Source organism: Kitasatospora sp. MMS16-BH015 (genome assembly GCF_002943525.1).
GTDB lineage: Bacteria > Actinomycetota > Actinomycetes > Streptomycetales > Streptomycetaceae > Kitasatospora.
Window position 1 is genome coordinate 2,188,357 of the sequence record NZ_CP025394.1, and the last position, 20,763, is coordinate 2,209,119.

15 protein-coding genes and 1 pseudogene are annotated in these 20,763 nt (G+C 73.4%); 4 read left to right on the plus strand and 12 right to left on the minus strand.

Annotated elements, in window-relative coordinates:
* From ftsW to rsmH, 8 genes are all read right to left on the minus strand, one after another.
* Window positions 1–1,341 carry a putative lipid II flippase FtsW gene (gene ftsW / locus CFP65_RS09390; RefSeq protein WP_104815676.1) on the minus strand — a complete coding sequence of 447 codons (1,341 nt, stop codon included), beginning with the start codon at window positions 1,339–1,341 and terminating at the stop codon, window positions 1–3.
* A gap of 173 nt (window positions 1,342–1,514) precedes the next feature.
* Window positions 1,515–2,933: a UDP-N-acetylmuramoyl-L-alanine--D-glutamate ligase gene (gene murD / locus CFP65_RS09395; protein ID WP_104815677.1), complete on the minus strand. Its 1,419-nt coding sequence runs from the start codon at window positions 2,931–2,933 to the stop codon at window positions 1,515–1,517.
* On the minus strand, window positions 2,930–3,991 hold the full coding sequence (gene mraY, locus CFP65_RS09400) for a phospho-N-acetylmuramoyl-pentapeptide-transferase (protein WP_104815678.1): 1,062 nt from the start codon (window positions 3,989–3,991) through the stop codon (window positions 2,930–2,932). The genes murD and mraY overlap by 4 nt, the downstream gene beginning before the upstream one ends.
* Window positions 3,991–5,397 carry a UDP-N-acetylmuramoyl-tripeptide--D-alanyl-D-alanine ligase gene (murF, locus tag CFP65_RS09405; protein ID WP_104815679.1) on the minus strand — a complete coding sequence of 469 codons (1,407 nt, stop codon included), beginning with the start codon at window positions 5,395–5,397 and terminating at the stop codon, window positions 3,991–3,993. Before murF ends, mraY begins: the two co-directional genes overlap by 1 nt.
* Window positions 5,394–6,953, minus strand: coding sequence for a UDP-N-acetylmuramoyl-L-alanyl-D-glutamate--2,6-diaminopimelate ligase (locus CFP65_RS09410; protein WP_104815680.1), 1,560 nt, complete (start codon window positions 6,951–6,953; stop codon window positions 5,394–5,396). The genes murF and CFP65_RS09410 overlap by 4 nt, the downstream gene beginning before the upstream one ends.
* Before the next feature lie 92 nt (window positions 6,954–7,045).
* Window positions 7,046–9,271 carry a penicillin-binding protein 2 gene (locus CFP65_RS09415; protein WP_104815681.1) on the minus strand — a complete coding sequence of 742 codons (2,226 nt, stop codon included), beginning with the start codon at window positions 9,269–9,271 and terminating at the stop codon, window positions 7,046–7,048.
* 115 nt (window positions 9,272–9,386) lie between these two features.
* Window positions 9,387–9,953, minus strand: a complete 567-nt coding sequence (locus CFP65_RS09420) for a septum formation initiator family protein (RefSeq protein ID WP_158702111.1) — start codon at window positions 9,951–9,953, stop codon at window positions 9,387–9,389.
* A gap of 68 nt (window positions 9,954–10,021) precedes the next feature.
* Complete coding sequence (rsmH, locus tag CFP65_RS09425; RefSeq protein WP_104815682.1) at window positions 10,022–11,020, minus strand: 16S rRNA (cytosine(1402)-N(4))-methyltransferase RsmH; 999 nt, start codon at window positions 11,018–11,020, stop codon at window positions 10,022–10,024.
* Window positions 11,021–11,563: 543 nt separating this feature from the next.
* Between rsmH and CFP65_RS09430 the strand changes: the two genes are divergently transcribed.
* The 4 genes from CFP65_RS09430 to CFP65_RS09445 all read left to right on the plus strand — a co-directional run bounded on the left by CFP65_RS09430 (window position 11,564) and on the right by CFP65_RS09445 (window position 17,115).
* The gene (locus CFP65_RS09430) at window positions 11,564–12,118 is read left to right on the plus strand and encodes a carbonic anhydrase (RefSeq protein WP_104815683.1); all 555 of its coding nucleotides are present in this window, start codon (window positions 11,564–11,566) and stop codon (window positions 12,116–12,118) included.
* Window positions 12,119–12,404: 286 nt separating this feature from the next.
* Entirely contained in the window at window positions 12,405–13,355 is a 951-nt protein-coding gene (locus tag CFP65_RS09435) for an AAA family ATPase (protein ID WP_371682523.1), read from the plus strand.
* Entirely contained in the window at window positions 13,352–14,725 is a 1,374-nt protein-coding gene (locus CFP65_RS09440; protein WP_104815685.1) for a DUF58 domain-containing protein, read from the plus strand. The genes CFP65_RS09435 and CFP65_RS09440 overlap by 4 nt, the downstream gene beginning before the upstream one ends.
* A complete protein-coding gene (locus tag CFP65_RS09445; protein WP_104815686.1) occupies window positions 14,722–17,115 on the plus strand; it encodes a DUF3488 and transglutaminase-like domain-containing protein in 2,394 nt (797 codons plus the stop codon). The genes CFP65_RS09440 and CFP65_RS09445 overlap by 4 nt, the downstream gene beginning before the upstream one ends.
* A 79-nt stretch (window positions 17,116–17,194) precedes the next feature.
* Here the strand turns inward: CFP65_RS09445 and CFP65_RS09450 are convergent, their stop codons facing one another.
* The 4 genes and pseudogenes from CFP65_RS09450 to CFP65_RS38820 form a co-directional block, all read right to left on the minus strand.
* Window positions 17,195–17,578, minus strand: coding sequence for a DUF3040 domain-containing protein (locus CFP65_RS09450; protein ID WP_104815687.1), 384 nt, complete (start codon window positions 17,576–17,578; stop codon window positions 17,195–17,197).
* Between the two features lie 329 nt (window positions 17,579–17,907).
* Complete coding sequence (locus tag CFP65_RS09455; protein WP_104815688.1) at window positions 17,908–18,660, minus strand: methyltransferase domain-containing protein; 753 nt, start codon at window positions 18,658–18,660, stop codon at window positions 17,908–17,910.
* Window positions 18,661–18,762: 102 nt separating this feature from the next.
* Window positions 18,763–20,151 carry a uracil-xanthine permease family protein gene (locus tag CFP65_RS09460; RefSeq protein WP_104815689.1) on the minus strand — a complete coding sequence of 463 codons (1,389 nt, stop codon included), beginning with the start codon at window positions 20,149–20,151 and terminating at the stop codon, window positions 18,763–18,765.
* Window positions 20,152–20,270: 119 nt separating this feature from the next.
* Window positions 20,271–20,432, minus strand: a pseudogene (locus CFP65_RS38820) (SAV_6107 family HEPN domain-containing protein); the annotation flags it as partial.
* Between the last annotated feature and the right edge of the window lie 331 nt (window positions 20,433–20,763).

Here is a 20,763-nt window from a genome sequence, read left to right on the forward strand (position 1 = left end):
TCACCGCTCCCTGCGCGCCGGCCGGGGAGCAGGGCGCGCTGTGGTTCGTCGTCGTGGCAGCACCCGGGCCAGGCGTGTCCTGAACCGGGAGTTCTTGCTCCGCATGGCCAGGGCCGCCTTGGCCCCCGGCGTGCTGCGCGCGAAGCAGAGCAGCACGCCGACGGCGCACAGGGCCGACAGCATGGCGGACCCGCCGTAGGAGAACAGCGGGAGCGGCACGCCGGCGATGGGGAAGAGCCCCAGCGCCGACCCCAGGTTGATCATGGCCTGCGCCATGATCCACGTGGTGGCGGCCCCCGCGGCGTACCTGACGAAGGGGTCCTTCGTACCGATGGCCACACGGATACCCGCGTAGCCTAGTGCCGCGAAGAGGCCGAGCACGGACAGCGTCCCCACCAGGCCGAGCTCCTCGCCGGTGGCGGCGAAGATGAAGTCGGTGTGCGCCTCGGGCAGTTGGCCCCACTTCTCGACCCCGGCGCCGAGACCGGATCCGAACAGGCCGCCGGCCGCCAGGGCGTACAGGCCGTGCAGGGCCTGGAAGCAGTTCAGGTTGGGGTCGGGCTTGGTGACGCCGATGCAGGCCAGCCGGTCCAGGCGGTGCGGCACGGTGATGATCAGGGCCGTGCAGGCCACCACGGCGATGCCCAGGGTCGCACCGAACAGGCGCAGCGGGGCGCCCACCATCCAGAGCAGGCCGAAGAGCATCGCGACCAGGATCATCGTGGTGCCCATGTCGCCGCCGAACATGATCAGCATGAGCAGCAGCAGGGTGCCGGGCACCAGGGGCACCAGCAGGTGCTTCCACTGGTCGAGCAGGCCGGTCTTCTGCTTGCGCGCCAGCAGGTCGGCGCCCCAGAGCACGAGCGCCAGCTTGGCGAACTCGGAGGGCTGCACCTGGAAGAAGCCCAGGTTGATCCAGTTCCGGTTGCCGTTGACCTCCATGCCGACGCCCGGGATGGCGACCAGCACGAGCGCGCCGATCACCGCGCAGAGCATGGGGTAGACCAGGGCGCGGAGCAGTTTGAGGGGGGTCCTGGCCAGCAGCAGGAGCATGGTGCCGCCGAGGACGACGGCGGCGAGCTGTTTGCGGAAGAAGAACGTGATGGGGAGGTGACGCTGCATCACCAGGATCTGGGAGGAGGAGAAGACCATCACCAGACCGAGGATCACGAGCAGCATGCTCGAACCCAGGATCAGGTAGTAGGGGGCGAGGGGACGGCTCAGCAGGTAGCTGATCCGGTCGCGGAAGGCCTTGACACGACCGAGGGGGCCTTCCGATTTGAAGACGGTCGTGGTCGCCGAGATGACCCGCAGCTTCGACGGCGGCGTTGCCACTGCGATCCTCGCTCTCTACTGGGGCGTCATGTTCAGGGGCGCGGGGAACTGCGCGGGGCGGAGGGCACCACCTGCCACTTGCGCACTCACGCCGACTGACCGCCCGCCTCTCCCGTACCCGCGCAGTTCCCCGCGCCCCTAAAAGAGATCACGCCCCAGTCCCTGCGCGCCCGGCGAAGCTACTCCCCCAGCGCGGCGACCGATGCAGCGAACAGGTCACCACGTTCGCCGTAGTTGGTGAACATGTCCATCGAGGCGCAGGCCGGGGCCAGCAGGACGGTGTCACCGGGCTGGGCCTGGGCTGCGGCGATCCGGACGATCTCGGCCATCGCTTCGGCGCCAGTCTGGCCGGTCGCCGCTTCGATCACCGGGACATCCGGGGCGTGTCGCGCCAGTGCCTCGCGGATCAGTCCGCGGTCGGCGCCGATCAGGACGGCCGCCCGCAGGCGGGGGGCCGCGCCGACCACCAGCTCGTCGAAGGTGGCGCCCTTGGCGAGGCCACCGGCGATCCAGACCACCGGGTCGTAGGCGGCCAGCGAGGCGGCGGCGGCGTGGGTGTTGGTGGCCTTGGAGTCGTCCACGTAGGTGACGCCCTCGACCACGGCGACCTGGGCGATCCGGTGGGCGTCCGGGGTGAAGGCGCGCAGGCCGTCCCGGACGGCCTTGGTGTCCACACCGTAGGCGCGGGCCAGGGCGGCGGCGGCCAGGGCGTTGGTGATGTTGTGCGGGGCGGCCGGCTTGACGTCCTCGACGGCGCCGATCTCGGCGGCGTTCTTCTGGCGGTCCGGCGCGAAGGCGCGGTCGACCAGGAGGCCGTCCACCACACCGAGGTTCGAGGGGGCGGGGGCGCCGAGGCCGAAGCCGATGGCCCGGCAGCCCTCCTCCACGTCGGCCTCCATCACGAGGGCCTCGGTGGCCGGGTCGGCCAGGTTGTAGACGCAGGCCACCTGGTTGCCCTGGTAGATCCGGCCCTTGTCGGCGGCGTACGCCTCCATCGAGCCGTGCCAGTCCAGGTGGTCCGGGGCCAGGTTGAGCACCACGGCCGAGTGCGGGCGCAGGCTGGGCGCCCAGTGCAGCTGGTAGCTGGAGAGCTCCACGGCGAGCACGTCGTACGGCTCCTCCGCGAGGACGGCATCCAGGACCGACACCCCGACGTTGCCGACGGCGGCCGTGCGCTTGCCCGCCGCCGTCAGGATCGAGGCGAGCATCTGGACGGTGGTGGTCTTGCCGTTGGTGCCGGTGACGGCCAGCCAGGGGGCCGGCTCGCCGGTGGCGGCCAGCGGCTTGCGCAGCTGCCAGGCCAGCTCCACGTCGCCCCAGATCGGGACGCCGGCCGCCTCGGCGGCCAGGAAGAGCGGGCTGGTGGGGGGCCAGCCGGGCGAGGTGACGATCAGTTCGGTGCCCTCGGGCAGCGTCTCGCCGTCGCCCAGCTGCGCGGCCACGCCGAGCTCGGCCACGCGGGAGCGCAGGGCCGGGCTGTCGCCGCCGTCCACCACGGTGACCTCGGCGCCGAGCTCGCGCAGCACCCGGGCCGCGCTCACCCCGGAGAGGCCGAGGCCCGCGACGACCACCCGCAGGCCCTTGAACTCCACGGTCATCCGGTCACCCATCCCGCGTAGAAGAGGCCGAGGCCGACGGCCACGCAGAGGCCCTGGATGATCCAGAACCGGACCACGATCAGCACCTCGCTCCAGCCCTTGAGCTCGAAGTGGTGCTGGAGCGGGGCCATCTTGAAGACGCGCTTGCCGGTCATCCGGAACGAGCCGACCTGGATGATCACCGAGAGGGTGATGATCACGAAGAGACCGCCCAGCAGGGCGAGCAGCAGCTCGGTCTGCGAGCAGATCGCCAGGCCGGCCAGCGCGCCGCCGAGGGCGAGCGAGCCGGTGTCGCCCATGAAGATCTTGGCGGGCGAGGTGTTCCACCAGAGGAAGCCGAAGCAGGAGCCCATCAGGGCGGCGGCCACCACGGCCAGGTCCAGCGGGTCGCGGACGTCGTAGCAGTCGGCGGTGGCCCGCACCATGTAGGCGCAGCTCTGGCCGTACTGCCAGACGCCGATGAAGACGTAGGCGCCGAAGACCATCACCGAGGCGCCGGTGGCCAGGCCGTCCAGGCCGTCGGTGAGGTTCACGCCGTTCGACATCGCGGCGATCATGAAGTACGCCCAGATGACGAACAGCACCGGGCCGATCGACCAGCTGAAGTCGCGCACGAAGGAGAGGTGCGTGGAGGCCGGGGTGATGCCGCGGGCGTCGTGGAACTGCAGGGCGAGCACCGCGAAGGCGAGGCCGACGGCCGACTGGCCGACCAGCTTGGCCTTGGCCCGCAGGCCGAGCGAGCGCTGCTTGACCACCTTGATGTAGTCGTCCAGGAAGCCGACCAGGCCCAGACCCACCGTCAGGAAGAGCACCAGCAGCCCGGAGGCGGTCGGCGACTCGCCGGAGATCGCCTTGGTCGCGCCGTAGGCGATCAGGGTGGCCAGGATGAAGGCGATGCCACCCATGGTGGGGGTACCGCGCTTGCTCGCGTGGGCCTTGGGGCCGTCGTCACGGATCATCTGGCCGTAGCCGTGCTTGGCCAGCAACCGGATCAGCGCGGGGGTGCCCAGGAGCGAGAGCACCAGGCCGATCATCCCCGCGATGAGGATCTGCTTCATCATCGGACGGCTCCATCATCGGCCAGTAGCGCCTCGGCCACCCGCTCCAAGCCCACCGAACGGGACGCCTTCACCAGCACCACGTCCCCAGGCTGCAGCTGACCGCGCAGCAGCTCGATCGCCGCGTCCGCGTCGGACACCAGCACCGACTCCTCACCCCACGAACCTTCGTTCCTCGCGCCCAGTTCCATACAGGCCGCGTCCCGGTCGCCGACCGCCACCAGCTTGGTGACGTCGAGCCGGACCGCGAGGCGCCCGATGGCGTCGTGCTCGTTGAGGCTGTCCTCACCGAGCTCCCGCATCTCGCCGAGCACCGCCCAGGTGCGGCGGCGCTCCGGGCCGCGGCCGCCCATCGACACCAGCGCCCGCAGCGCGGCCCGCATGGACTCCGGGTTCGCGTTGTAGGCGTCGTTGACGACGGTGACACCGTCGGCCCGCTCGACGACCTCCATGCGCCAGCGGGACAGCGCACCCGCCGCGCCCAGGGCAGCGGCGGTGTCGTCGACGGACATGCCGAGCGCCGCCGCCACCGCTGCGGCGGCGAGGGCGTTCGAGACGTGGTGCTCACCGTACAGGCGCAGCTGTACCGGTGCGGAACCGGCTGGGGTGACGAGCGTGAACGATGGCCGCCCGGTGGCGTCCAGCCGAACTCCGGTGGCCCGGATCTCGGCGTCCGGGCTCTCCCCGAACAGCAGGACGCGGGCCTTGGTGCGCTCGGCCATCGCCCGCACCAGCGGGTCGTCGGCGTTGAGCACGGCGGTGCCTTCGCTGGTCAGCGCCTCGACCAGCTCGCCCTTGGCCTCGGCGATCTTGGCCTTGGAGCCGAACTCGCCGACGTGCGCGGTGCCGACGTTGAGCACTAGGCCCACGGTGGGCGGCGCGATGGTGGTCAGGTAGGCGATGTCGCCCTTGTGCCGGGCGCCCATCTCCAGGACGAGGTGGCGGGTGCCGTCGGTGACCTTGGCCGCCGTCAGCGGGGCGCCGATCTCGTTGTTGAGCGAGCCCTCGGTGAAGACCGTCTCGCCGTGCCGGGCCAGCACCTGGGCGATCAGGTCCTTGGTGCTGGTCTTGCCGGCCGAGCCGGTCAGGCCGACCACGGCCAGCCCGGGGGCGCGGTCGATCACGGCCCGGCCGAGCTTGGCCAGGGCCGCGACCACGTCCTCGACCAGCACGGCGGGCACCCCGACCGGGCGGGTGGCCAGCACCGCGACGGCACCGGCGGCGATCGCCGTCCCGACGAAGTCGTGCCCGTCCACCCGCTCGCCGACCACGCAGGCGAACAGGCCGCCGGGGCCCATCAGCCGCGAGTCGCGGTCGACCGGGCCGGTGACCAGGGTGGCCGGGTCGGCGGAGTCCAGCGTGCCGCCGACGGCCTCGGCGATCTCGGCGAGAGTGAGTGCGATCACGACTGCTGTGCTCCTCGGCTGGTGTGCGTGGTGTGCGTGATGGCCTCGCGCAGGACCTCGCGGTCGTCGAACGGCCGGTTCTCGCCCTTGACGTACTGGCCCAGCTCGTGACCCTTGCCGGCGACGAGCACGGTGTCCCCGGCGTGCGCGCGGGCCACCGCCTGGTGCACGGCCTCGGCCCGGTCCGGCACCACGAGCACCTCGCCGCGCTCGGCCTCGGGCACCTCCACGGCCCCGCCCAGCATCGCGGCGAGGATCGCCAGCGGGTCCTCCGAGCGGGGGTTGTCGCTGGTCAGCACGGCGGTGTCGGCGAGGCGGGCGGCGATCCCGCCCATCGGTCCGCGCTTGTACGGGTCTCGGTCGCCGCCGCAGCCGATCACCACGTGCAGCTGACCCTTGGTCACCTCGCGCAGCGATTCGAGCACGGCCTGCAGCGCGTCAGGCTTGTGCGCGTAGTCGACCACGGCCACGTACGGCTGGCCCGCGTCCACCCGCTCCAGCCGGCCGGGCACGCCCGGGACGGCGGCCACCCCGGCCACCGCCGCGGCCAGCGGCAGGCCGGCCGTCACCAGCGCGGCGATCGCGCCGAGCGCGTTGGCCACGTTGAACGGGCCGGGCAGCGGCACCGAGGCGTCGGCCTCCGCGCCGCCGGGGCCGAGCACCCGGAAGGTCGAGCCGACCGGGCCGAGCTGCACGTCCACGGCCCGCCAGTCGGCGGCCTCGTCGCCCTTGGCGGAGAAGGTGGTGACCGGGATCGGCGCCTCGGCGGCCAGCCGGCGGCCGTACGCGTCGTCGCGGTTGACCACCCCGAGCCGGGCCTTGTCCGGCTGGAAGAGCTTGGCCTTCGCGCGGAAGTAGTCCTCCATGTCGGGGTGGAAGTCCAGGTGCTCCGGCGTCAGGTTGTTGAACAGCGCGACGTCGTAGACCACCCCGTCCACTCGGCCGTAGACCAGGGCGTGGCTGGAGACCTCCATGACCAGCGCGTCGGCGCCGGCCTCGCCCATCACGGCCAGCACGGCGTGCAGGTCGGTGGCCTCGGGGGTGGTGCGCTCGCTCTTGATCCGCTGCTCGCCGACCCGCATCTCCACGGTGCCGATCACCCCGGGCACCTTGCCCGCGCCGCGCAGCCCGCCCTCGACCAGGTAGGCAGTGGTGGTCTTGCCGTTGGTGCCCGTGATCCCGATGGTCAGCAGCCGCTCGCTCGGGCGTCCGTAGACCTCGGCCGCCAGGGTGCCCATCGCGGCGCGCGGGCTCTCCACCAGCAGCACCGGCAGCCCGCTCCCGGCCGCCAGCTCGGCCCCGGCGGCGTCGGTGAGCAGCGCCACCGCCCCGGCCGCGGCGGCCTGGCCGGCGTAGCTCGCGCCGTGCGCGTTGGCACCGCCGAAGGCGACGTACACGTCGCCGGGGCGCACCGCCCGGGAGTCGTGGGTGATGCCGGTGACCTGGCCGCCCTCGACGGGGGGCAGGCCGAGGAACCGGGCCACCTCGGTCAGCGGCAGGGCGGCCGCGCCGCTCGGTCGCGGGGGGCTTGCGGAGATTTGATCGGGTTTCGGCACGGCGGGCAGGCTATCGGCCGAAGGGGCTCCAGGGCCAAACCGGCTGGGGTCGAGCGCGTTCATATCATCACCTTGGGCCGGGTGGTCCCTCATCAGGGCTTCCAGTCGACGGGCAGATTGGGCGCCTCGCTGCCGCTCGGCGCGACCTGCAAGGACTTCAGCGTGAACTCCATCACCTGCTTGAACACCGGACCGCAGAGCTGGCCGCCGAAGTGGCCGTTCACCGGGTCCTGGATCACGCAGGAGACCGTCACCCGGGGGGCGTCGGCCGGCGCGAAGCCGATGAACGAGGCGGTGTACCCCGAGTACTTGCCGGTCTTCGGGTCCACCCGGTTGGCCGTTCCCGTCTTCCCGGCCACCCGGTAGCCGGGGATCTGCGCCTTGTTGCCGGTGCCCTGCTCGTCGGTGACGACGGACTCCAACATCTCGGACAGCGTCTTGGCCGTCTCCGGTTTCACCACCCGGGTCTCGGCCCCCGGCGGGCTCGGCACGTACCGGCCGTCCGGCCCGGTGGTGCCCGCCAGCAGGCTCGGCGCCACCCGCACCCCGCCGTTGGCGATGGTGGAGAAGACCGAGGTGGCCTGGAGCGCGTTGACGCTCAGGCCCTGGCCGAACGGGATGGTGTACTGCTGCGAGCCCTTCCAGTCCTCCGGCTTGGCCAGGATGCCCTTGGTCTCGCCGGGGAAGCCGATCCCGGTGCTCTGCCCGATCCCGAACCGGTGCAGGTAGTCGCCGAGCACCTGGTTGGACTCCGCCTGGGTCTTGCCCAGGTGCTCGGCCGCCTCAATGGTGCCGATGTTCGAGGACTTCGCCAGCACCCCCGCGAGCGTCAGGTACCAGGTCTCGTGGTCCACGTCGTCGTGGAAGACCCGGTCCGAGCGCTGCAGGGTGTTGGGCACCGTCACGTGCGCGTTCCAGTCGGCGGTGCCGGTGTCGAGCACCGCCGCCATGGTCATCAGCTTGGCGGTCGAGCCGGGCTCGTACGCGTCCTGGACCGCCGCGTTGCCCAGCTGCGCGGAGCTGGCGTGCGCGAGGTCGTTGGGGTTGAAGCCCGGGGAGGTGGCCATCGCCAGGATCTGACCGGTCTTCACGTCCTGGACGATCACGTAGCCCTTCTCCGCCCCGGCGTTGGCCACCTGGTCGGTGATGGCCCGCTGCGCGGCCCACTGGATGTCCTGGTCGATGGTCAGCCGCAGGTCGGTGCCGGGCACCGGCGGCTGGCTCCCGCTCCCGGTCGCCACCGCCCGGCCCCCCACCGAGGCCCCGGCCGCCCGGCCGGCCCGCCCGGCCAGCTCCTTCTCGTACTGCAGCTCGAGACCGCCCGTGCCGACCCCGTCGGCGTTGGTGAATCCCACCAGGTTGGCCGCCAGCCCGTTCGCCGGGTAGGTCCGCCGCTTGCTGTCGGTCGGGATGACGCCGACCAGCGGGTTCACGCAGGAGGCGTCCAGGTACTGCCGCCCGCCCTGCTCGGCCGGCTTGCCCAGCAGCAGCTTCTCGGCGGAGCAGGCCTTGCTCGACGCCTGCTTGCCCAGCTCCGCCTTCAGGTCGGTGATCTGCTTCTTGGTCTCCGGACTCTGCCGGGGCGCGAGCATCGTCCACTTGGTCTTCGGCGTGTGCAGGGCCGCCGCCAGCTGCTCCTTGGTCCGCCCCAGGATGGGCGCGAGCAGCGCGGCCGCCTGCTCCGGGCCGTCCGGCACGTGCAGCTTGTCCGGCGTGTAGAAGGTCGGGTCCCCGGTGATGTCGTACGCGTCCACCGTCTCCGCCAGCACCACCCCGTCCGCGGACGTTATCGCCCCCCGCGGGGCCGGCAGCGGCATGTCCACGTACTGGTTCGCCACCGCCCCGGCCGCCAGCTGGTCCGAATCCAGCAGCTGCAGCTGCACCAGCCGCCCGCCGAACACCACCAGCACGAGCGCGAGCGTGAACGTCAGGAACCGCAGCCGCCGCCGCGGATCCGCCAGCCGGATCACCCGCGCCACCGGAGCCGGCCGCCTGGCGGCGGGCCGCCGCGGGGCGCTGCCACGCCGGGGGTCGGCGGTGCGGCGGGGGTCGGGGCTGCGACGGGGGTCCGTGGTGCGGCGCGGGTCGGCTCCCCGCCGGGGGTCGCTCGCGCGGCGCGGGTCCACTGCGCGGCGGCCGTCGGCGGAGCCCCGGGCGCCCTCGCCCTGCCGGGGCGCGTCCGCGCGGCGCGGATCGGCCGCGCGGCGGCCGTCGGCGCCGGGTCGGGGCTCGCCCGTGCGCGGGCGCGGCGGGCGGGGGCCCTCGCCGGGGCGGGGGCGGCGCGGGCCGTTGCCGCCGGGCTGACGTGGCGTACTCATCGCGCCGTACCTCCGCTCGGGCCCGGCCGGCGGCTGTCCGAAGCCGTCCTCATCACACCGACACCGACGCCAACGCCCACGCCCAGAGCCGGCCGGGGGCTGTCCGAAGTCGTCCTCATCGCGCCGTACCCCCTGTGGTCGCCGGCGGGGCCGTGTTGATCTGGACGCCGGTGCCGTCCGAGGCCGTCGGGCTCGGGGCGGTGCTCGGCGCTGCAGAAGGTGCCGCCGGGGCCGACGGCGCGGCGGTGGGCTTGCCCCAGAGTTCGTTGCCGGAGCGGGGGACGGCGGGGTCGTCCTTGGCCTGGCCGGGCTTGCCGAGGACCTTGCCGTCCTCACCGAGGAAGGCGGGGTCGCCGCCGGGGACCATGCCGAGTTCGCGGGCGCGGCGCTCCAGGGCGTCGGGGGCCGAGCCCTGGTCGATCTGCTTCTGGAGGGTCTGCTGCTGGTCCGTCAGCTCGGTGGTCTGCTTCTGCAGCCGGGAGAGCTCGAAGGTGCCCTCGTTGAGGGCGGTGTTGAGGGCCAGCAGGCCCAACAGACCGCCGGAGAGCAGGGCGACCACGAGCACCACGAACGGCACCCGCCCCCGCGCCGGCCGCACCCCGATCCGTACGTTGAGCCGGGCCCGGCCCCCCTGCCCGGGCAGCGCTCCGCGCTCCCGGGTCCTCCCGCCGACCACCGGCACCGCTCTTCTCCCTCGCCGTTCCGCCCCCGCCGCCAAGATCAGCCCTGATCAGCCTCGATCAGGCCTGATCAGCCCCGGGAGGTGCTCCGGTCCCTGATCCTCTCCGCCACGCGCAGCCGCACGGACGCGGCGCGCCGGTTCTCCTCGATCTCCTCCTCGGTGGGCAGCTCCGCGCCCCGGGTGAGCAGCTTGAGCCAGGGCTGGTGCTCCTCCGGCACGATCGGCAGCCCGGGCGGGGCGGTGCTGGTGGCCGCCGCGGCGAAGTGCTGCTTCACCAGGCGGTCCTCCAGGGACTGGAAGGACATCACGGCGATCCGGCCGCCGACGGCCAGCACGTCCAGGGCGGCCGGGATGGCCCGGTCCAGCACCTCCAGCTCGCCGTTGACCTCGATCCGCAGCGCCTGGAAGGTCCGCTTGGCCGGGTTGCCGCCGGTCCGCCGGGTGGCGGCCGGGATGGCGTTACGGACCAACTCGACCAGACGCGCGCTGTTGGTGAACGGTTCCTTCTCGCGCTCGCGCAGGATCACCGAGGCGATCTTCCCGGCGAACCGCTCCTCGCCGTAGAACTTGAGGATCCGGGCCAGCTCGCCGTGGCTGTAGGTGTTGAGCACGTCGGCGGCGGTCTGGCCCCGGGTCTGGTCCATCCGCATGTCCAGCGGCGCGTCCTGCGCGTAGGCGAAGCCGCGCTCGGCCTCGTCCAGCTGCATGGAGGAGACGCCGAGGTCGAAGAGGATGCCCTGCACCTTGTCGATGCCAAGACCGGCCAGCACCTGCGGCAGCTCGTCGTAGACGGCGTGCACCAGGGTGGCGCGGTCGCCGAACCGGGCCAGCCGCTGACCGGCCAGGCGCAGCGCCGAGGGGTCGCGGTCGGTGGCGATCAGCCGGACCTCGGGGAACTGGGTGAGCAGCGCCTCGCTGTGGCCGCCGAGGCCCAGCGTGCAGTCGACCACCACCGCGCCGGGCGCGGAGATCGCGGGGGCCAGCGCGTCCACGCAGCGCTGGAGCATCACCGAGACGTGCTTGCCGGCCGGGTCTTCGCCGGTCACGGCCGGGTCTTCGGTGCTCATGCGCGGTGGGGCCCTTCGTCGGTCCGGTGGCGTCCCCGTCAGTGGGTGACCCGGGGATTCGATCGCACCATTCTCGCGCACCGTGGGCCACTCCCCCGCACACCGGCGCCACCGGCCGCACGCCGCCCGTGGTCCCCGCCCGCTCGCCTGGGGAAGGAGTGGCCGCCCGGCACCGGGGAAGGTGTGTCAGGTGGCGACGGAGCGGGTGGAGGCCACGGGCTGCGTACGGGCCGCCCGGCGCGCGGTTGACGGGGCGCGGCGGGTGTGCTCCACTGCGCCGCAACTCTATCGCGGCAGGGTGCCGAGTCAATCGTCCGCGACGGCGCACCACCCGGGCGGAGGTATCCGTTCCCGCAGGTCGCGGCGGTGCGGCCGGTCGAGCCGGCACCCGCCGGGGGGGCCGTGCCACCCGGGGCGCGCGCCGGACAGACCGGGACAGGCCGGGCATGCGCCGCACGCGCTCCGCTATGTGCTCCATCACACCGGCGAACCAGCCGTCCCCGTCATCACCACGGGGGCCGAAATCCTATTAGCGTCAGAGGTATGACAGTGACCCCCGAGCCGACCCGAGAGTCAGCGCCGAACGCCGCTGCCGACTCCGAGGCCACCCCGGCCATCATCGACCGCTTCGTCGCGTCCAACCGCGCCTACGCCGTCACCTTCCAGGACGGCGGCATGGACGCCCGGCCGGTGCAGAAGGTCACCGTGGTGGCCTGCATGGACGCCCGCCTCGACCTCTTCGCCGCGCTCGGCCTGGAGCTGGGCGACGCGCACGTCATCCGCAACGCCGGCGGGGTCGTCACCGACGACACCATCCGCTCCCTGACGATCAGCCAGCGCGCACTGGGCACCCGCTCGATCGCGCTGATCCACCACACCGGCTGCGGTCTGCTGGGCCTCACCGAGGACTTCCGCCGGGAGCTGGAACTGGAGGTCGGCCAGCGCCCGCAGTGGGCGGTGGAATCCTTCGTCGACCTGGACGGCGACGTGCGCCAGTCGATGCAGCGGGTACGGACCTCTCCCTTCCTGCTGCACACGGACGATGTGCGCGGTTTCGTCTTCGACGTGCACACCGGTCTGCTCCGCGAGATCCACTGAGTGGAACCCCCGGCCCCTCTCCGGCGTCCTGTCCGCTGACCGATCGGGAATCCGGCACGGGTCATTCGTCCGGGTGACTTTCCCCCACCTGACGGGGGACAATGCGCGGGCAGGCGCGCCCCGTACCACCTGGGGCGGCCTGGCCGCGTGCCGGACGGCCGCGTCATCGGGGTGGACCGGACCCATCACGGGGGAGCCGGGGACAGAGGCTGGGAGCACAAGCGTGACGACGTTCAACGGACAGACCGCCGCCGGACCGGGCGGCGCCGCTGCCCGCCCCACCGGGCTGCACGAGCTGAATGCGGTGGTCGAGCGCGTCCGGGCCTCGGTGGAGAGCGTCATCGAGGGCAAGCCGGAGGCCGTCCGGATCGCGCTGACCGTGCTGCTGGCCGAGGGCCACCTGCTGCTGGAGGACGTGCCCGGGGTGGGCAAGACCATGCTCGCCAAGGCGCTGGCCAAGTCGGTGGACTGCACCGTGCGCCGGATCCAGTTCACCCCCGACCTGCTGCCCTCCGACGTCACCGGCACCAGCGTCTTCGACCAGAACCGCCGCGACTTCGAGTTCCGCCCCGGCGCGATCTTCGCCCAGATCGTGGTCGGCGACGAGATCAACCGCGCCTCGCCGAAGACCCAGTCCGCCCTCCTGGAGTCGATGGAGGAGCGCCAGGTCACCGTCGACGGCACCAGCTACGAGCTGCCCTCGCCGTTCATGGTGATCGCCACCCAGAACCCGGTGGAGATGGAGGGCACCTACTCCCTCCCCGAGGCCCAGCGCGACCGCTTCATGGCCCGGATCTCCATCGGCTACCCGAGCACCGAGGCCGAGTACCGGATGCTCGACCTGCACGGCGGCGCCAACCCGCTGGACGACCTCACCCCGGTCGCCCACGCCCACGACATCCTCAAGCTGATCGAGGTCGTGCGCACCGTGCACGTGGCCGAGCCGGTCCGCCGGTACGCCGTCGAACTGGTCGCCGCCACCCGCACCTCCCCCGAGCTGCGCCTGGGCGCCTCCCCCCGCGCCACCCTGCACCTGGTCCGCGCGGCCCGCGCCGCCGCCGCCCTGGACGGGCGCGAGTACGTGCTGCCCGACGACATCCAGGCGCTGGCCGTGCCGGTGCTCGCGCACCGCCTGCTGCCCACCGCCGAGACCCAGCTGGGCCGCCGCTCCACCGAGCAGATCGTCCAGGACCTGATCGCCCGGCTGCCGATCCCCCGCCCGCAGGGGCGGGCGTGACGGGGCGGCCGCACCGGCAGACCCCGCAGCAGCAGACCCCCCGCCGGCAGGACGGGCACGAGCAGCTCTCCGGCCTCCGCGAGGGCCTGCGCGGCCTCACCACCCGGGGCCGCGCCTTCCTCGCGGCCGGCGTCACCGCCGTGCTCTGCGCGTACGTCTTCGGGCAGGACGCGCTGCTCCAGGTCGGCATGCTGCTGGCCGCCCTGCCGCTGGCCGCCGCCCTCCTGCTGCTGCGCACCCGCTACCGGGTCGCCTCCGGCCGCCGGCTCACCCCGCACCGGGCCGCCGCCGGCCAGGAGGCCCGGGTGCACCTGCGGCTGGACAACGTCTCCCGGGTGCCCACCGGCCTGCTGCTGCTCGAGGACAAGGTGCCGTACGTGCTCGGCCCGCGCCCGCGCTTCGTGCTGGACCGGGTCGAGCCGCGCGGCCACCGCGAGGTCTCCTACCGGGTCCGCTCCGACCTGCGCGGGCGCTACCCGCTCGGGCCGCTCCAGCTGCGGGTGGCCGACCCCTTCGGCATGTGCGAGCTGACCCGGGCGTTCAGCGCCGCCGACGTGCTCACCGTGGTGCCGCAGGTGCAGGCCCTGCCGCCGGTGCGGCTGCCCGGCGAGTCGGTCGGCCACGGCGAGAGCAACAACCGCACCCTCGCGCTGGCCGGGGACGACGACGTCATCCCCCGCGAGTACCGGCACGGCGACGACCTGCGCCGGGTGCACTGGAAGTCCACCGCCCGCTACGGCGAGCTGATGGTGCGCCGGGAGGAGCAGCCGCTGCGCGCCCGCGCCACCGTGCTGCTGGACACCCGCGAGATCGCCCACCGGGGCAGCGGCCCCGCCTCCTCCTTCGAATGGGCCGTCAGCTGCGCCGCCTCGATCGGCACCCACCTGCTGGAGCGCGGCTACCAGACCCGGCTGCTGACCGACACCGGCCTGGCCGTGCCCGGCCCCGAGGCCGGCGGCGCGGGCACCCCCGCCGAATCCGCCGGCCTGCTGCTCGACGCGCTGGCCGTGGTGCAGCACTCCGACGGCGGCGGCCTCGGCCGCGCCGAGGAGGTGCTGCGCCTCGGCGGCGAGGGCCTGCTGGTCGCCGTGCTCGGCGAGGTGGACGAGGAGCAGCTGGAGCGGCTGGTCCGGCTGCGCCGCCGGGCCGACAGCGCCGTGGCGCTGCTGCTCGACACCGCCAGCTGGTCCGGGCTCACCATCCTCCAGGGCCTCCAGACCGAGCGCCGGTCCTCCGCCGCCGAGCAGCGGCTGCGCGAGGCCGGCTGGACGGTGCTGCCCGCCCGGGCCGGCGATTCGCTGCCCGCCCTCTGGCGCCTCGCCGACCGCACCGCCCAGGCCGCCCCCTACCGGAACGAGGTCGGCTCGTGACCACCCGCGCCAAGTTGACCCTGTACTCGGCGCTGGCCTCCGCCCTCGCCGCCCTCTGCCTCACCCCGCTGCTGCACCCGGCCGGCTGGGTCGGCCAGGCGATGTTCCTGATCGCCGTCTCCGCCGGGGCCGGCGCCGGGCTGCGCCGACTGGCGCTGCCCCGCCCGCTCACCGTGCTGGCCCAGCTGGTGGTGGTGGTCTACGCGCTGCTGCTGACCAGCGTGGCCTCCTCGATGGCGTACGGGCTGCTGCCCGGCACCCGCGCCGTGCAGGCGGTCAATGACCTGCTGGTCGAGGCCGGGCAGGACATCCGCGAGTACGCCATCCCGGCCCCCGCCCACCCGGGCCTGGAGCTGATGCTGGCCGGCTCGGTCGCGCTGATCGCCGTGGCGGTGGACGCGCTGGCCGTCACCTACCGCCGGGCCGCCGTGGCCGGCCTGCCGCTGCTGGCCCTCTACTCGGTGGGCACCGGGCTGACCGGGGGCGGCGGGGCCTGGTTCTGGTTCCTGCTGGCTGCCTTCGGCTACCTGCTGCTGCTCTTCGCCGAGGGCCAGGACCGGCTCTCCCGCTGGGGCCGGGTCTTCCACGGCTCCGGCGCCCAGGGCGGCACCCTCTCGCACAGTGGCCACCGGATCGGCCTGCTGGCCCTGGTCTGCGCCCTGGTGCTGCCGGTCTTCGTGCCCAGCGGCGGCCTCGGCCTGGTGGACGGCAGCGGCCTGGGCAACGGCCCCGGCAAGGGCAACGGGCTCGGGCTGACCTCGCTCAACCCGGTGGTCAACCTCTCCAGCAGCCTCAACCTGCCGAGCCCGGTGGAGCTCTTCACCTACCAGACCGACTCGCCCGAAGCCGCCCAGATGTACATGCGCACGGCGGCCCTGGACACCTTCGACGGCCGGCAGTGGAGCGCCTCCAAGCAGCCGCTGACGGACGTGCCGGAGACGCTGCCGGCGGTGCCCGGCCTGGGCGACGCCATCCCGCGCAGCTCGGTCGGCACCCAGGTCACCACCACCGACAAGCTCGACCTCCAGTGGCTGCCGATGCCCTACCCGGCCACCCGGGTCCGGGTGCCCGGCTCCTGGCAGTTCGAGCCGACCAACCGCGAGCTGGTCAAGAACCAGAGCCACAAGCTGCTCGGCATCAGCTACGCCGTGACCAGCCAGGACCTCCAGCCCACCCCGGACCAGCTCCGGCACGCCCCGGCCCCGCCGGCCGCCGTCCTGGGCCGCTACCTCGAACTGCCGCCGGACCTGCCGGCCGAGGTGAAGGCCACGGCGCAGCGGATGACGCGGGACAAGCACACCGCGTACGACCAGGCGGTGGCGCTGCAGGACTGGTTCACCGGCCCCGAGTTCCAGTACAGCCTCAAGCTGTCGGACCGGTCGGACAACATGGGCAACGACGCCATCCTGCGCTTCCTCAGCGACAAGACCGGCTTCTGCGTGCACTTCGCCGGGACGATGGCCGCGATGGCCCGCAGCCTGGGCATCCCGGCCCGGGTCGCGATCGGCTTCGCCCCCGGCAAGGACCTGGGCGACGGCAGGTACCTGGAGCGCAGCGAGGACTACCACGCCTGGCCCGAGCTGTACTTCGAGGGCGCCGGCTGGCTGCGGTTCGAGCCCACCCCGCGGCGCGGCTCGACCCCCGCCTACACCCACGAGCAGGCCGCCCCGGCCCCGTCCGCCTCCAGCGCCGCCCCCAGCAGCGCCGCGAGCGACCAGGCCGGCGCCCGCCCCAGTTCCAGCAGCAGCTGCGCCGCCCGCGCGCACCAGCTCGACGACTGCGGCAACGAGAAGCCCGCCGTGATCGTCGCCCCGCACCACACCCCGTGGTTCCTCACCTGGCAGGCGCTCGCCGTGCTGGGCCTGGTGCTGCTGCTGGCGGCGCTGGTCTGCGGGCCGATGCTCTGGCGCCTGCGGCTGCGCCGTCGCAGGCTCGGCGGCGGCCGCCACCTGCCGGGGGCGCCGCAGCTCACCGAGGCCCAGGTGCTGGCCGCCTGGGAGGAGCTGATCGACTCCGCCTGGGACCTGGGCATCCCGCCGGACGAGGCGGCCACCCCGCGCCGCACCGTCCAGCGCCTGGCCGAGGCCGGGCACCTGGACGAGGGCGCCCGGGCCGCCGCCGGACGGGTGGCGCTGGCCACCGAACGGGTGCTGTACGCGGACGCCCCGGCCCCGCAGGCGCCGCTCGGTGCCGACGTCCGGCAGGCCACCGAGGCCCTCCGGCAGGCGGCGGGCCGCCGCACCCGGGCCCGGGCCACCATGCTCCCGGCCTCCTCGGCCCGCCTGCGCCGCCGCTGGGCCGACGCGCTGGCCGCCCGCCAGGACGCCGCCCGGGCCCGCCTGCGCGGCCGGGTCGAACGGGCCACCGCCCGCTTCCGCCGCCGGGGCTGAGGCGGCCCCGGCACCCGAGCACGCGAGAGGGCGGGCAGTCCACGGACTGCCCGCCCTCTTCGGTAGGTCTCCGTACCGGTCACATACCGTCGTGTTCGTCCCGGCGGCGTTGCCAGCGCTGTTCCATCCGGTCCATCACACCGGCCTTTCGTCGCGGCGGCGAGGTCGGCTTCGGACCTGCCCCCTGCCCGACCGGGCCACGCCTCCAGCCTGTGACGGCGAGGACCGCGCAGCCCAGCATCACCAGGAACCCGACGACGCTCACCCAGATGAGCTGGGCGACCATGCCCCCCATCAGGAGGCCGATGCCCACCACGAACCCTGCGGCGGCCTGGTAGACCCTCCGACGGGTGTAGGTGCGCAGCCCGGTTCCCTCAAGCGCTGACGCGAACTTGGGATCTTCGGCGTACAGCGCTCGCTCCATCTGCTCGAGCAGTCGCTGCTCGTGCTCCGAGAGCGGCACGGAGTCCTCCTACTCGTCGGTCGCGGGGCAACCAGTCCACCCCTGGCCCGGCCTTGTGTGGTCCATATGCCCCATGCGTCTGGCTGTCATGCTTTCCGGCTTTACCCAGATCATACGGTCCTCCGGGCCGGTTCGGAGTGGTCGAACCGGCGTGGCCCGGGCCACGTCACCGTGGTGTCCCGCACCGTGCCCAACGCCGGGGGGGCCGGACAAGTGCCCGAGACCCCGGAACCAATCCGCGGCCCTGCTCAGGCCGGTCCTCCGGGGATAGCTCGGGGCCTCGCTCAGGCCCTCGCACGGGCCTGGCTCAGGCCTGGCTCAGGCCTGGCTCAGGTCAGCGAGGCGAGCAGGTGCAACTGGGTGGCGACGGCGTGGAACGCGGGCTGCTCGGCGGCCGCCTGCTCCAGTCGGAGCAGGGCCTCCACCGCCCCGGGCTCGGTGTCCACCAGCACCCCGGGCACCAGGTCGGCGAAGACCCGCACCCCGTGCACCGACTCCACCCGCAGCCCGGCCGCCTCGGCCAGCCCGCCGAGCTCCTCGGCGGTGAACCGGCGCGGCATCGGGTCGCCCTCGCCCCAGCGGCCGTCCGCCGCCTCCAGCACGGCCTTGGCCTCGTTGAAGTGCCCGGCCAGCGCCCGGGCCAGCACGGCCCCGTTCCGGTTGGCCGCCAGCAGGCTGATCAGCCCGCCCTTCCTCAGCGTGCCGGCCAGGTGGCCCAGCGCCTCGGCCGGGTCGTCCACGACCTCCAGCACGCCGTGGCAGAGCACCGCGTCCACCGCCCCGGGGTTGACCACCTCGGGCAGCGTCTGGGTGTCCCCCTGCACCGCCCGCACCAGGTCGGTGACGCCGGCCTCCGCGGCCCGCCGCTCCAGCGCGAACAGCGCGTCCGGGCTCGGGTCCACCACCGTCACCCGGTGCCCCAACCGGGCCACCGGCACGGCGAAGTTGCCCGTCCCGCCCCCGGTGTCCAGGACGTCCAGCACCGGCTGGTCCAACTCGGCGGCCCGCCTGCTCAACGCCGCGGCCACCACCTCCCACACCACAGCCGTACGCAGGGCACTGCGGGGACGCGTCGGGTACAAGGCAGCAGCTCCTCGCCACAGAAGGAACAGAAGGAAGTGATCACAGCGATTCCCCCCAACCCTAGACCGGAACCCGCCCCGCCCCCTAAGCGCCGGGGGTACTCAGCTGCCCGACCGGGTGTCGTCGTACTCGGTGGTGCCGGCGTCGAGCAGGGGTGGGGCGGGGTGCTTGAGGTGGGCCGGGGCGAAGGCGCGGAGGGCGTGGTAGCCGAGGAGGGTGATCAGGGTGCCGAGGGCGATGCCGCCGAGCTCGAAGGTGTCGGAGAACTTGAGGGTGACGTTGCCGATACCCACGATGACCCCGGCCGCGACCGGCACGAGGTGCAGCGGGTTGGTGAGGTCGACCCTGTTGTGGATCCAGATCTGGGCGCCGAGCAGGCCGATCATGCCGTAGAGGACCACGGTGATGCCGCCCAGCACGCCGCCCGGGATGGCGGCGACCACCGCACCGAACTTGGGGCAGAGGCCGAACAGGATCGCGAAGCCGGCCGCGCACCAGTAGGCGGCGGTGGAGTAGACCCGGGTCGCGGCCATCACGCCGATGTTCTCCGCGTAGGTGGTGGTGGCCGGGCCGCCCACGGCGGTGGAGAGCACGGTGGCCGCACCGTCCGCCATGATCGCCGTGCCCATCCGGTCGTCCAGCGGCTCGCCCGTCATCTCGGCCACCGCCTTGACGTGCCCAGCGTTCTCCGCGATCAGCGCGACCACCACCGGCAGGGCGACCAGGATCGCCGAGGCCGAGAAGCTCGGCGCGTGCAGCGAGGGCAGCCCGATCCAGTCGGCCTTGCCGACGCCGGAGAAGTCCAGCCGCCAGTGGTCGGCCGCCGGGCCGCCGCCCACCGAGGAGTGGATCCTGCCGAAGACCAGGTCGAACAGCCAGGAGACCACGTACCCGAAGACCAGCCCGAGAAAGATCGCGATCCGGGACCAGAACCCGCGCAGCACCACCAGCGCCAGCGCGGTGAACGCCATGGTGAGCAGCGCCGTCCACTGGTCCTGCGGCCAGTAGGTGCCGGCCGCGACCGGGGCCAGGTTGAAGCCGATCAGCATGACCACCGCGCCGGTCACCACCGGCGGCAGCACCGTGTGGATCACCCGCGCGCCGAAGCCCCGCACCACGGCCCCGCAGGCCGCCAGCACGGCACCCACCACCAGCAGCGCGCCGGTGAGGGTGGCGGCGTCCCCGCCCTGGGTCTTGATCACCGCGGCCACGCCGACGAAGGAGAGGCTCGACCCGAGGTAGGAGGGGATCTTCCCCGAGGTGGCCAGCAGGAAGAAGACCGTCGCGATGCCGGAGACCATCACCGCCAGGTTCGGGTCAAGACCCATCAGCACCGGCGCGACGAAGGTGGCACCGAACATCGCCACCACGTGCTGCGCCCCGAGCCCGACCGTCCGCCCCCAGGAGAGCCGCTCGTCCGGCCTGACCACCGCCCCGGGCTGCGGGGAGCGCCCGTCCCCGTGCAGTTTCCACCCGAAGGCGAGCTTCATGGCGTACCTCGTCTCTGCTGTTCGCCACGCCCTGCGCGGAAGCCCCGGCGGGCCGGCCGTCGATCGGTCGGCGCCATGATCCCCCACCTACGACGCCGGGGCGCCATCCGCCGCTCCGCTCAGCGTCCCCCGGGGCCCGGGGTCGAACCGTCCAGGCGGAGCAGGCGCTGGACGATCCGCAGGTAGAGCGCGGTGTTGCGCACGAGGTCGTCCGCGTCACGGGCGGTGGCCGCGCCCGTGATCCCCGCCTCGGCGGCCGCCCGGCGCCGGGCCCCCGCCGACATCTCTCACTCCTCATCAGTCTCACAGAGCGTTACACCCCAAGACTGACAGGCCGTCATGATCACCAGCAGCCGAACACCAAGATCCCCGACAGAGTCAAGCTGAGCTGGCGGCGGGTGCCGCCCGACATCCCGAAACCCCGGCCACCGCCCCGCTCCTGCCCGAGCGCCGGCTGGACGGGGTTCACCGGCACCCCGTCGTTCGAGCCGGAGGACGGGGTGCCGGTTCCTTGACCGTCGCCTGAGGTGAGTCCGGACGCTGAGCTGGCTCCCCGGGTCGATCCGGCTCAGCGGTCGCGGGCGGTGAGGACGAGCCGTTCGCCGTCGGCGA